This window comes from Micromonospora marina, from assembly GCF_900091565.1.
GTDB classification, from domain to species: Bacteria; Actinomycetota; Actinomycetes; order Mycobacteriales; family Micromonosporaceae; genus Micromonospora; species Micromonospora marina.
On record NZ_FMCV01000007.1, the window covers coordinates 1 to 13,092 of the forward strand.

Sequence of the window (13,092 nt, forward strand, 5' to 3'; positions counted from 1 at the left end):
CTGGTCATGGCCGCCCTCGCGGTCTGCACGGTCACCGCCGCCGCGCTACGGGAACGTACCGACAGCCAGGCACCCCCACCGACCACACCCGACCAGCCACCACCGGCCGATCCCGGACTGATCCCGCTCACCGTGCCCGAGGTCGGACGACTCCTCGCCGACGCCCTGCACCACCCACCACCACCAGGACACGCCATCGACTGGCTCACCTGGCGACGCCGACACCAGGCCCGCGCCCGCTGGCACCACCAACGCACCCGCCTCAACCGCGAATACGCCCTGCTCACCTAGCAAATGGCGGCTGCCGTACTAGGTTGGTGCGAGTAGCGAGGACCTTTGGGTGCTCTGGGTCGAGTATCCTTTTGAGGGCAGTGAGAACTGCCTCAAGCATCGGGATGGCCTTAATAACTTTTCCGGAATCCCGATACGACATAGCAAGGTTGTGGCGGGCGGTCAAAGTTTCGGGATGGTGGGAACCCAGAAGATGCTCACTGTCCGCAAGGACTTGTTCCTCTAGGAAGATGGCGTCTTTGAGGCGGTCAGCATGCCAGTATGCAGTGGCGAGGTTAGCCCGGGCCACAAGGGTTTGAGGGTGATCTCGGCCGAGCACCCGTTCGCGCTTCCTCAGAACAATCTCCCCGATGGCGATAGCGTCCGTAACCCGTCCGGCCGCCCGGTATGAAGACGCCAGACTGCCCTGGGTGACAAGAGTTTCAGGGTGATCCGAGCCAAGCACGCGTTCGGAGTCGGCTAGGACGTTTTCTTCCAGCGTGATGGCTTCTGAGATGCGGCCAGCCGCCTTGTACGCTGCAGCAAGGTTGGCCCGGTTACCCAATGTTTCGTAGCTGTCACGACCAAGGAGTCGCTCAGCGGTGCTGGTGAGATCACTCCAATAGGCAATGGCAGCGTCAGGTAAGCCGGCCTCGAGAAGGCTGATTCCCGCCTGGTGCATGACGGGATGTCCGGCCGGTTGCCACAGGTAGTCACCGCCACATGCGACAAGGGCTGCAGTATTGGAACGCAGGGTAGAAATCAGATCGCGCTCGATGTGAGCGAACTCGGGCCAAATCTGCAGTATCGCGTCGGCATCGGCCTGGACTGCGGCGAGCAGCTGCGCATCGGGGGTGGACTCGCGGGCTGCGCGAGCGGTGAGGGAATGCACCTGCACCGCCCGCGCCTCGGCGCGAGGCTGGTATGCAATCAGACCGAATCGGTGCAACAAGGTCAGGGCCGCCCGCGCCTGTTCTTCTGTGACAGAGAGCGGTTGCAGGGCTCCTTCGGTTAACTGATGTTCCGACAGCTCGCGGTACGTAGTTAGGTATCTGGTGAAAGCAGACGTGCTCCAGAGCGCATCAGGATGACCCGCGGGATCAAGCATCGCGGCGAGTTGGAGGGCAGGGCGCGCAAGTCCATACGGTTGAGAGCACTGTGCGCTGTCGAGGGCGAGCAATAGGGTGATCGCGACTCGCCGGCCATAGCCCTCGGTATCGGCGCTGGCCGGAAAGGCGGTCTCCAGACGAGTCTGGGCATCCAGGAATAGGCGGCGGTATAGAACGCAAGGGATCTGCTCGTTGAGCATGTAGGCCGCTGCATGTGACAGCGCTAGGGGCAGATGTCCCAGGTCCTCAGTCAGCCCACCAGCGTTTTCGTCGAACAGATGCGGGCTCCCAGCATCGTCCAGCCGTTGCCGTAGGTACCGGAGCGACTCGTCCATGGAAAATATGTCTATGCTGATCAACCTGCGTCCACCGCCGCTTAGGCTCGCGTCTCGTCGTCGGGTTGTCGCCAGAGTTCGACCCTGACCGTTGAGGGATACTGGAGGCCACAGGCCGGCAAGGACGGCTGGATCGGTGATGTCGTCGAGCACTACAAACCAAGATCGAGTGGTGGTTGCCAACCAATTCAAAAAGGCCTCGGCGTCAGCCAGGAGGTTGCCTCCGCCTGTGGAGCCAACCACCTGAATGCGAGTTGCCGCGCGGGCGTAGCCAGCGAGTACATTCTCATGAGTGGACGCGTCGATCCATAAAACGAGATCCGTATTCGCTCGAGTGGCCTCGATGGCATAGGAAGCGGCAAGTTGCGACTTTCCTACCCCACCGCCGCCGGACAGTACTTGTGTGCAAACCTTGGTGTTACTGCGAGGCGGTGCGGCATCGATGCGAGCACTAAGACCGACTCGATCTTGGAAAGCCGACGCCAGCACCGGCACAGAGCCGACCTGCACTGGCCACGTGACTGGAGCGGCCGGGTAGATGTAATTGTGCTGAGTGCCGTGATCTCCGACCAGGACGCCCTTGGCGAAGGCGGCGTCGACCCACCTCTGTTGCATCAATCAGAAGTGGTTAGTTTGGACGCTGAGGTCACCGATTTGCACGCCCTTGGCCTGCGAGAGCTTCACCTCGTACTTTCCAGGAGCAGGTGGGCTGGCCAACTGCAGCAACTGACGCGCCGCTGCCAACACTTCTTCATCTAGGTCAGCGCCGGAGGCGGTGATCTCCGCGCCGAGCCGGGCCTGCCAGATTCCGGGCTCGGTCTCGTCCGCCTCTAGGGCCTCCCGAGCTCCACCACGTACCCAAGGGCGCAGGAGCCGCTTGAGGCCGACGTAGGCGTCCTTGACCGCAGTGGATGCAGCACCTGTGAGTCCCGCCGCTGCACCTGCCCCCAACGCCGTGACGATTAGGTCCACGTTCGACAACGCCTTGTCCCTCTCTGTACAGCCTCAGCGCTCGCCGCTTCCCAGCAGGCCAAGCCCCCGGGCATGCTATCTAACATGAGCAAGAGGCCGGTCGTATCAGGAGAGTTTAGGGCGGTGCCGAGCCTGGCGCTGGTGTCCAGATCTCGATACCAGCGGGGTTGGCAAGATCATGGAGGAACCTGGACGGCAGACCATCAGACGACGGTGACATCGACACACCGGAGTACAAGAACAGCGGCTGACCAGGCCCGTGCACCCCATGCCGGTCTTTGAGACGCACAACTTCTTGTTCGAATGCAGAAGTTCCATGCGGCGGATGCCGCGCTGCAGACGATGCGGACTTACGCCGGAGTGGCAGGGATTGCGGCGCTTTGCGCATCAAGATCAAACGAGGTAGGAAGACCGCGCTTGCGTGCAATCCGCGGGCTCGCGGCGGTACTTGCGTCGCGTCGGTGGTTGAGCGGGCTGCCGCGAATCTCAGCATCCAGGATCTGATCCTGCCGCCGCCCAAATGATTCGGCAAGCTCCAACCGCGAGTGTCTGCGGGATGCGCCTGCTCCGGGACCTGTCGTACCGGTACGCCATGATGGTCTTCGGTGCCCGTCAGGGGGCCGGTGATGACGGAAGAAGTGGCGCGATCCGGTGAGGCCGACCGACCGTGGGTACGCCAGCCCCTACTCTACGGGGGGCGGTGGGACCACCTTGGAGCACGCTTACGGGGCGCTGCTGCTCGCCGCGATGCTGCTGCGGCATCCCGTCGCTGGTCTCGGCGACGAATTCACCGTTCGTGAGGTCCGGTTCCAGCAGGGCACCACGTGCCCAGTCGACGACCTCGTCGTGCTCGGCGACTGCACCCCGAACTCGCGCACCTTGTACGTCGGGGTCCGCCGAACGCCGACAATCGGAGGTGGCAACGCCCCGTTTGTCACTCTTCTGGCGAACTACCTACGGATGGTGATCGACCGGCACGCTGGGCTGGACACCGGCCGGGAACGGCTCGGGCTCGCCCTCGCCGCCCCGCACACAGGTGCCGTCGAAGTAGCGCAGTTGGCATTCCTGGCGCGTCGGCAGCCGGACGATCCCGCGTTCCGCAGAGCCGTGGCCGCGCCCCGGGCGACCAACGTCAAGATCCGTAAACGGCTGAAGGCTCTCGATGCTGCTGTGACCGCGGCAGCGGCGCAGGGCGGCATACCGCTACCCGACACCGCGGCCCGGGACGCGCTGACGTGGCGGCTACTGAAGGCTCTGCGGATCATCGAACTGCGGCTGGAAGGTGACGACCAGGCCGACCGCACAGCTGTGGTCAGCCGGCTGGTGTCGCTGGCGGGTGATCCGTCGCGGGCCGTCGCGGTCTGGCGGCGCCTGCGGGAGCTGTCCGCCGAATACGCACAGACCGCCGCGACCGTGACCCATGACATGCTGGTCCGCGATGTCCACACGCTGGTTTCGATCGCCCCGCTGACGCCGGCTTTCGCTCCGGCGGTCGTTCGGGACGAGCAGATGTATGAGCGGCTGCAGCAGTTGCCAGCACTGCACGGCCCCCGGTTGCTTGCAGCCTGGCGCGACGACCAGACGCTGGCGTGGCGACTGATCACCGCGGTGACGGCCGTCGAGGACCGCCCCGCCGAGGTGCTGCGACAGTGGCAGGCCAGCAGACCAGCATGGCTGGGTGTGGCCTCCTGGCAGGTACAACTCGCCGCCGGTGAATTGGCTGCTTCCTATGGCTCCGGCATCCTGGCCGCGGACCTGTTCACGGCCGCGGCGACCCAAGGCGCTCCGCGCAGAGCCTTATGGCTCGCTCGCGCTGCCATGATCTATGACGAACACGGCAGCGACGACGGCCGGCAGGCCGCGCTTGCGTCCCTGCCGAGACCGGTGGCGGAGGGCGAGCCGTTCGCCGGAGCGGTTGTGGCGCTGTTCGCGGGTGATCGGGACACCGCAGTGCGCATCATCGAGGCGTGGGCACCAGAGGAGCCGAGCGATCGCACTCTTCGAGCGGCGCTTCGGCTCCGGCTCGCCGCGCGGGACGACGCCGCCCCGGTGTTGGACCGGCCAACTATTGACCGTGGCCTGCACGTGCTCGCCGAGGCGTTGCGCGACCAATGGGCGGCCGGCTTGGCCGTGGCGCGTGCACAGATGCTGATCATCCGCGCTCGCCGAAGTGAGTCGCCGAACTGGGACGCCGACCTACGCGAGGCCCGGTCCCTGGCGATCCGCGCCCGTGATGATCGACGCACCTACCGCGGCGACAGCCCGGAGGCGGTCGCGGTGGCCTGCCACGCGAGCTTGCTGCTCATGGATCTGCGGCGGGTTTTGGATCTCGGGGCTCCGGACGGTGAGGCGAACGCCTACGAGGCTGCCTCCGCGGAAGTGTGCCAGTACGTCGCCATGGCGGCGATCCAGTTCGGTCAGCTAGACCTGGCCCGGCAGCGCGCCGAGCAAGTTCCCGACGGGCCTGGGAGAGCGCAGATCGACGCCTACCTGGCGCAGGCCGACGGGCGGGACCCGCAGCCGCACTGGTGGCGGGCTGCCGAACTGGCGGACGGCAGCGACGAGCAGCTCGCCCAGGCGCTGCTAGGCCTGGCGCAGATCGGCATCGACGGGCTGACCCGGTACGCGGCCTTCGCTCGCCGCTACCCGGATGAGGCCGTTGAACTGCGCGCCATGACGGAACTGGCAGCCGGTCGGCCCGGGTCGGCGATCTTGCAGCTGCGCGATCGCCGGCGTTCGTCGGTCACCGCCGCGCTCAACCTCGCTCAGGCGTACCAGGCGGCCGGCCAGCTCGATGATCAGGTGCAGACCCTTCGCGACGCCGCTGATCACTTCGGTGATCGATCGCTGCGCCTCTCAGCGGCGGAGGTCCTCGCCCGCGCCGGGCGCTCCGATGAGGCTGAACAGGAACTAACCGCGCTGCTCGCCGCAGCGGAGCCGGACTGGAGTGGTCGGGCTGATGCGCTGCGGCTGGTGGCGCAACTCGCCAGCGACAGCGGCCGGTTGGACCGCCTCTGCGGCCTGCTGCGCACGGTGGTGCAGATTGAACCGGAGGACACCAGGTCTCGCTGGGCGCTGGTCCGCACCCAGATGAACCGCGGCGATGTCGCCGAGGCATGGCGGGCCCTGCATGAGGCACCCCAACCGCTCGACCCGTCAAACACCGCCGACGCCCGAGCCTGGATCCAGCTACATCGTCGACGGGGACAGCCGGTGGAGACTGTCGTCGGATGCCTACGCCTGTTGCGTCGCTTCGGCGACGACGAACAGTTCGTCGCGTTCGCGTTGATGAACCTGATGCTGCCGTGGCCGGAAGCCGTGGAACTGCCTGACCGACTCCGCGCTCAGCTCGCCGCCGAGTCGGAACAGTTCTTCCAGCGCTGGCCCGACAGCCGGCATCTGCGCCGCTTGCAGAGCGCCGATTTCGATCAGCTGCGAACCGACATGATCGCCATGATGCGTCGCACCGGTGACCAGCAGATGCTGTGGCGCCGCCTCGCGCACGGCCTTGCTCGTGGCCAAGTCCCACTCGCCAGGCTCGCAGCGGCGGCCCAACGCAGCTACGCCGAGATCTGTCTACGCCGCGGCGACGGCATCCTACCTGCCCATGTCCCTGACCACGGCGAGTTCACCGCCTGCATTGAGGCGGCGCAGGCGGCTGAAGACCACGACATCGTGATCGACACGCCGGCGGCCACGGTATTACTCGCACTGCCCGACGACGTCCGTCGCGCCGCGATGAATCGATTCGCCCGGGTACTGACCACCGACGACGTCATGCTCGACTCCCTCGCCGCCGAGGACACCCTGGCGCTCCGGACCACCCGCTCGGTGCGGTATGAAGACCAACACGATCACCTACTGCTCGATGAGGCGACGGAAGCCGAAGCGGACCGGCTGGCCCGAGACGCCGAAGGGCTCCACGCCGCGATCGAAGCGCTTACCCGTCGGACCACCCCGCTTACTAGACGTACCTTCGACGAGCCACTGCCCGGCCCACTTGGCGTCTGGGTGTCGCCTCTGGACCTCGCGCGTGCCGAACATGCCGTGCTCTGGAGCGACGACCCGGCCCTTCGCGTTCTCGCCCGCGGCACCGGCGTTCAAGCCGCCTCCACCTTCGCCGTCCTGCATCAATTAGTCACAGCCGGTGCGATCACCGAGGACCAGCACGAACAGTGCATGAGACGATTGATCAAGGCCCGCATCGGTCATATGCCGCTCGATGAGCGGCGCCTGCTCGATCTGGCCGCAGATGACAACTGGCACCCTGCCGGCGTAGCTGCAGCACTGGCCCGGCCAACGACCTGGGCCGACGCCCGCCGCACCTTGGCGTTCTACCAACGGCTCACCACGCAGGTCCAGACTCATGCACCGGCCACAGCCCGTGACTGGCTGTACGCAGCCGTGCACGGTGCTGGCAGCTTTTTCATAAGGCCAAGCGCGGCGGCCGGCGTAGCAGCCTGCCTGCTGGCCACCACGATCGAGATTGCTGCCGCACAAGGTGAACAAGTCGCCCATCTAGTCGCTGCGACTCGCCAGGCACTTACCGACACCGATGACCCGGACGGGATCCCGGCGACGGACCCCCTGCCCATCGCCGCCACTCTCCTACGGGACGCTTACGTCACCGGCTCGACACGCCAACTCGCCACCCGTTTCGTCGTCGAGACCTTCGCTGCGCTCGGCGAGATCGACAAGCACGCCATCATCCGAGTGCTCCTCGAGTAGCAGGGTGAGATGCCGACACTGCGGGCTGCTGGGCGGTGGTCAACCGGCGCCGGTGGTCGGTGCCTTACGGGCGTAGAGAGACGAGGCTGACCCTACCGTGCAGCGAAGGGACAGGTACCACGGCCTGCTCCCGTCCGCCCACGAAGCCAGGACTCACCAGCCGCGCACCGTACGACTCAATCGGCTTCAACAAGGGGCGAGCGACAAGCTTCAATAGCCCCAGCGACGTCGGACACGGATCTCGCGCACCGGAATTTCGGAGGGGTGCAGCGGGCGGTCGACGACGGGGCGGATGGTGGCCGGGGTGATCCGTTCGCGGTCGTGTTCCTCCGCATAGCAAGCGGCGAGAGTCGTATCGCCGGCCTGCTCAATAATTCGAATCATGCGGGTAACGAGGACGTCCAACCGCTGGGTCTCAGCCTCCGCCGCGAGAAGGCGTTCGTAAGTGGTCACGGCTCGGTGTCCACACCACTGGCGCAGGAGTTCGTGGCGAGGCCGGTCGAACCGCCTGTACACGTGGTACTCCCACTCCGGTGTTGTCGGCTCCCGCCCTCGGGTGCCCAGGCTGGGCCGTTCGTCTCCGTGCTTGCATTTGTGGCGAGACTTGGACTCTTCCTCGATGACGTGGTCGAGGACGGCTGTGGGGTTGGCCCGGCAGGCGGCTTCGGCGATGAGGAGTGTGCCGGAGGGAGAGATCATGGTGGCGGCGTCAAGGTCGAACCACTCCGCGCTGGCGCGGAGTTCTTCCACCGGGACGCGGATCAGAGTGCACAGCTGGCCCATGTCGCTGACCCGAGTGGCACATTCGACGGGAGACCACTCGATCTCAGCGACCTCCTCGGCGATCAGCAACTGGAAGACCTCTTCAACACAGGCCTGCTCGGTGTTGTCGAGCTCAAGGTCATTAAGCCGCTGCCAGTTGGCCATCATCGCATCGAACGGCGCTACCTCAGTCCACGGAACCCGCAGCCGCGATCCCGGCACATTCTCGGTGCGCTCGTCAGGGTCGTCAAGGAACCTGACCTCCACACGGGCGCTCGTCTTCTTCGGTATGACCGCCATGATCTGGACACGCTCCGAGCGGCATCGTCGCGCACCCGATACGCCCACTCGTCACCGACAACGAACCGGGAGGGATCGATTTTCATTGCGGTCGCCTACGGCCTACCATGCGGAAGCTCCGGCCTGAGGCGTCGCGGCAGAGCGAAATACGGTCTGGCCAGCCGGCGAGGCTAAGGGTGCACCAACGCGAGCCGATAGTGGAGACCGGATAGTCGACGCCGGTCGAGTTTCAGGTGGCCGGCGGGACGGGCCCGGCATCTGCAGCAGCCCTTCTCGTTTCTGGCGCGGCGTCAAGGACCTCATTCCCAGGATCGTTACCCTCGCCAGACGGCCTTCGTCGCACAGACTCGCACTCGAAGACGGCACACGGATAGCCTTCCCTCGCGGAGTCAGCGCCAGGACGTACGCCGTGTCGTCATACCACATTGGAGGCCGGTTGGGCAAGCATGGCGTGATATAGGCCCCGCCCGACGTCCATGACGTCGCACTGCTGGAACATGGCGAAACGCCAAACTTGCTGATCTTCAGCAAGCGAGCGCAGCAACGCCTCGGCGCGACTGACACACGCAGCCAGAAACTGAAAAGCCGCAGGTCATCGGCCTGCGGACACAAACGGAGCGTCGGGTTAGGAAACCGATGCTCTATCCCCTGAGCTACGAGGGCGCGAGCGCCTAGTCTAGCGACCTTGGGGTTCACCTGGGGTGGCAGGGAGTGGCCCACGTTCACCCGCGTCACCCGGACCCCTGTTTGCCCAGCCCAGGACCACAGCTCGAGTCTCCATGTGACTCCGGTTGATCTTGGCAGGCAGGGTGGTATGGCCGGCGGGACCGAGGTCGCGTCGGCGGGGCGTGGTGCGGATCAGGCTGCGACGCGGATCGCTGGTGTCGGTCGGGTGAAGGTCTTGCGGTCGCGGATGAGTGCCCAGAGAACGTCGACGCGTCTCCGGGCGAGAGCGAGAATGGCTTGCCGGTGATTCTTTCCTTCGGCGCGTTTCCTCTCGTAGTAGGCACGCGAGGTGGGGCATTCCCTGGCGGCGGCGAAAGCGGCCATCCACAGAATGTGCCGCAGCCTGCGGTGGTATCGGCGGGGCGGCCGATGGTTGCCGGCAACCGTTCCGGAATCGCGGGAAACGGGTGCCAGGCCGGCGTGGGCGGCGAGTTTCGCCGGACTGTCGTACTCGGTCATGCCAGCGGTATGGACGAGCAGTTCCGCAGTCAGCAGGGGACCCATGCCTGGCAGGCTCCCGATGATCGGCGCCAGCGGGTGCTGGTCGAGCTGCTCGGCGATGAGGTCGTCCACGGCGGCGATGCGTTGTTCGATGGCGAGGATCTCGGTGGCCATCTGCCCGACCACCACGGCAGCAGCACGCTGGCCGGGCAGGGTGACAGTCTGCTGCCGGGCGGCGCCGACCATCGCCTCAGCGACCTGGACGGCGTTCTTGACGTGGCCGCGGCGGAGCAGGGCGGTGATCCGGTCGACGCCGGCGTGCCGGATCGCGGCCGGGGTCTGCCAGCACGCGAGGACCATCATCGGGGCCTTCCGGTTCAGGTCCACCGCCCGCTCCAGGGCGGGACTGATCCCGGTGAGGAGTTCCTGCAACCGGAACAGGGTGGCGACGCGCTGCCCGACGAGGTCGGCGCGGTAGCCGGTCAGCACGGTGAGTTCGGCGAGGAGCCGGTCGGAGGGATCCAGGATCGGGATGTCGGGGCGCATGCGGATGGTCTGGGCGATGACGACCGCGTCGCGGGCGTCGGTCTTGTTCTCGCCGGCGAACGCGGCGGCCATGTGGAACGCGACGGTGCCGGAGACGTAGCGGACCTGGACCTGGCGGCGCCAGAGCAGGGTCAGCAGGAGGGCGGACAGGCCGGTGGTGACGTCGACCGCCCAGCAGACCGGACGGCCGTGTGTCGACACCTCCGCCATGACCGTCAGGAGCGCGGTCTCGTCGTTGGCTACTCGGCGGGAGTAGACGAGCCGGCCGTCGCCGTCGACGGCGGCGACGTGGTGGTGGGTCTTGCCGATGTCCACGCCGATCCACAGCTTCGCCACCGTCGTGCTCTCCTTCATCGGTCGGTTTGCTCGGATGGCACTCGTCTGGGGTTCGGGGTTGCCGGCACCTTCTCAAGAGGCGAACGCAGGTCGCGGATCTCCATCAGCGGTCTACCGAATCTCACAGACGGCGAAGCGGTGGGTGGCATCTCCTACCGTGAGCCAAGCGATCTCGGCGAAACACACGCAGCCATACCCACCGCCTCCTGGGCGTCAGGGTCTACGGCCGCCAGGGCCGCGCCCGCTCGATCCAGCGCGCCCGCGAGGCGGGGGTGGGTGGCACCTCGACGCTCAGCCACGATCACGGCGGAACACACACAGCCATTTCCACTTCCGGCCCTGCGGGCGGGGTGACCTCGAGCTTGCCGCCGTCGTTGGCTGGCACCTCGGACACGATGTGCGGGATCGACGCAGCATGCTTTACTGAGCGCGGGGCAGGCGTACGGCATGGTGGCCCATGACGACTGATTGCCGGCCGCTGTTCCGAGACCGGCCTGATTGCCACGCCAACCGTCGCTGCAGCGGCTTGAATGGCGGTGTGCAGGTCAACAAGGACGGGCGGGGCTGGCGCGTCGGCGCCGCCGCCGACGTGGGCTGGATCGCCGGGCACACCGCTGCCGGCGTCTCGATCACCACCGCCATCCCATCGGTCTTCGACGCCTACGCCACCACGTACCAGACCGACGACGTCACCACCGCCGCCTACGAGCAAGCCCTGATCGAGGACCTCACCACGCAAACGCCCGACCAGCCGTGGTGGCTGGCCTACCTCGACACCGGCGCCCACGACGTCGTCTTCACCCACGCCCCGAGAGTGTTCCTCTACTGGAACTGGCCGTACGTGCTGGTCCAGGCCGGCCCCGAGCAAGCCCTCGCCTGGCGCACCGGTGGGCACATCCGCCACCCGCACGGCGCCCTACCCGATCTGTTCTTCCCTGCCGACCGGTCATGGCTGGTCTCCGCGCTCTGGGACGACACCTGGACCTGCGTCGGCGGCCCGGCGCCACTTATCCACACCCTCGAACGCGACCCCGTGGCCAACGCCCGCCAGGTCCGACTCGACGAGGACGCGCTGCCGCCGGGGCTGGTCCGCGAGTGACGACCCACGTCCCCGGTCAGCGGTCAGCCTCCGATCGTGGCTATCGCCCCCACTTCTCGGCAGGACGGCAGTCGCTGGTCGGTTTGCCGTAGATCCGCTTCCCGTCCGGGCCCGTGTAGCAGTGCTCAAGTTGGTCCTCGGCCCGGAACAGCGGGCGCCTGTCGATCTCGGTCCCTCCGGAGTCGTAGCTGACCAGTTGAGGGTCGTTGCTCGCTTTGAGTCTTGCGTCGCTGGTCATGAGGCCGAACGTGCCTTTGGAAAGTCGTGCAGTGGTGGTGTGGCCGTCGCCGTGGTCGAGTACTAGCCGGTGGACGCGGCTGCTGACCCGGCCGCTGACGCTGACGTCCCCGCCGTCGGACTCGGTGGAGGTCAGCAGCAGCCGCTGCACCGGCCCCGGCAGCAGGTCACCGTGCGGCCACGGCTCAGTGGCGCCCCCGCCGGACTCCCTAGCTGTTCCCGCCCACTCCACGTCGCAGGTGGCATAGCCGACGTCGTTCATGAACAACACCAGCGCACGGTCACCTCGCTCGGTAGCCACCGCCAGGTCGGCCAGGGACACCGGGACGGGTCGCTCACCCGGATTCTGCCGGGTCTGTCGTTGCGGGGAATTCCACTGCAGGCACCGCTCGGCCGCTTCCTGCAGCGTCGGCGACAGCTCCCCGGGTCCCATGGCCAGCACCTGCATGGTCGAGCGCTCCGGCCGGTCCCACACCACCGCCGCGGCACCGGACGCCACGGCCAGCAGCACCGCCGCAGCAATGGCGATCCGCAGTCGTGGAATACGCGGCGGAGGCGGGCTCACGGAGCCGAGAATCCGGGCCCGCATCGCAAGCGCCGCCTCCGGCGGCAGGTCCCGCTCCGCGGGCAGGTCGAGAACGTCCTTCACCGCTTCCCCTCCTGGATCTCCTCTGGCATCAGACGGGCCAGGCGGCTGCGCGCACGGCTCACTCTCGACCGCACCGCCACCTCGCTGATGCCCAACACGGCCGCTGCGTCCGGGTACGACACGCCGGACCACAGGCACAACGCCACCGCTTCCCGCTCGGCCGGCGGCAACCCGCGAACCACCGAGAGGACCTCAGCCATCCGCCGCTCGTCGTCCAGCCGCGCGGAAACCTCGTCCGCGAGGTCACCGTCGGCGTACCGCTCCGCCGGTAGACGCCGTAGCAGCGCAAGCCATCGGCGCCCCGACCGCCACTCGGAGCGGACCGCGTTCGTGGCGACGACCAGCAGCCACGGCAGCGCCGATCCGTCCACGAGTCGGGCGTCGTGCCGGCGGCGCCACGCGACGAGGAACGTCGCCTGAGTGACGTCCTCAGCCGTCGACCACGACCCGGTCAGCCGGAACGCGTGGTTGTAGACCGGCCGGGAGTATCGGTCAAAGAGCCGACCGAACGCCGACTCGTCACCGGCGGCGATCGAGGACCACAGTTCCTCGTCCGACGGCCATGCTTGATGCCTCACACCA

At 66.9% G+C, this 13,092-nt stretch carries 8 protein-coding genes and 1 pseudogene; 3 read left to right on the top strand and 6 right to left on the bottom strand.

The features are described from left to right. Positions 1-291, top strand: a pseudogene (locus GA0070215_RS10950) (IS701 family transposase); the annotation flags it as partial. Here GA0070215_RS10950 and GA0070215_RS10955 read toward each other — a convergent pair. Together GA0070215_RS10955 and GA0070215_RS10960 are read right to left on the bottom strand one after the other, a co-directional pair. Beyond that, entirely contained in the window at positions 284-2,329 is a 2,046-nt protein-coding gene (locus GA0070215_RS10955) for a tetratricopeptide repeat protein (RefSeq protein WP_091044846.1), read from the bottom strand. The pseudogene GA0070215_RS10950 and the gene GA0070215_RS10955 sit on opposite strands and share 8 nt — an antisense overlap. 3 nt (positions 2,330-2,332) lie before the next feature. Beyond that, a complete protein-coding gene (locus tag GA0070215_RS10960) occupies positions 2,333-2,686 on the bottom strand; it encodes a hypothetical protein (protein WP_244166964.1) in 354 nt (117 codons plus the stop codon). 711 nt (positions 2,687-3,397) lie between these two features. Between GA0070215_RS10960 and GA0070215_RS10965 the strand changes: the two genes are divergently transcribed. Beyond that, positions 3,398-7,414: a PIN domain-containing protein gene (locus GA0070215_RS10965; protein ID WP_141708179.1), complete on the top strand. Its 4,017-nt coding sequence runs from the start codon at positions 3,398-3,400 to the stop codon at positions 7,412-7,414. A gap of 210 nt (positions 7,415-7,624) precedes the next feature. Here the strand turns inward: GA0070215_RS10965 and GA0070215_RS10970 are convergent, their stop codons facing one another. Both GA0070215_RS10970 and GA0070215_RS10975 read right to left on the bottom strand, forming a co-directional pair. Further along, on the bottom strand, positions 7,625-8,443 hold the full coding sequence (locus GA0070215_RS10970; RefSeq protein WP_141708180.1) for a hypothetical protein: 819 nt from the start codon (positions 8,441-8,443) through the stop codon (positions 7,625-7,627). A gap of 891 nt (positions 8,444-9,334) precedes the next feature. Continuing rightward, on the bottom strand, positions 9,335-10,525 hold the full coding sequence (locus GA0070215_RS10975) for an IS110 family RNA-guided transposase (RefSeq protein WP_091045198.1): 1,191 nt from the start codon (positions 10,523-10,525) through the stop codon (positions 9,335-9,337). Between the two features lie 538 nt (positions 10,526-11,063). On the opposite strand from GA0070215_RS10975, the gene GA0070215_RS28670 reads away from it, so the two are divergent. After that, positions 11,064-11,624, top strand: coding sequence for a hypothetical protein (locus GA0070215_RS28670; protein WP_208600327.1), 561 nt, complete (start codon positions 11,064-11,066; stop codon positions 11,622-11,624). A gap of 40 nt (positions 11,625-11,664) precedes the next feature. Here GA0070215_RS28670 and GA0070215_RS10990 read toward each other — a convergent pair whose 3' ends face one another. Together GA0070215_RS10990 and GA0070215_RS10995 are read right to left on the bottom strand one after the other, a co-directional pair. Next, positions 11,665-12,510, bottom strand: a complete 846-nt coding sequence (locus GA0070215_RS10990; protein WP_091044855.1) for a hypothetical protein — start codon at positions 12,508-12,510, stop codon at positions 11,665-11,667. Next, complete coding sequence (locus GA0070215_RS10995; protein ID WP_091044856.1) at positions 12,507-13,088, bottom strand: RNA polymerase sigma factor; 582 nt, start codon at positions 13,086-13,088, stop codon at positions 12,507-12,509. The genes GA0070215_RS10990 and GA0070215_RS10995 overlap by 4 nt, the downstream gene beginning before the upstream one ends. Between the last annotated feature and the right edge of the window lie 4 nt (positions 13,089-13,092).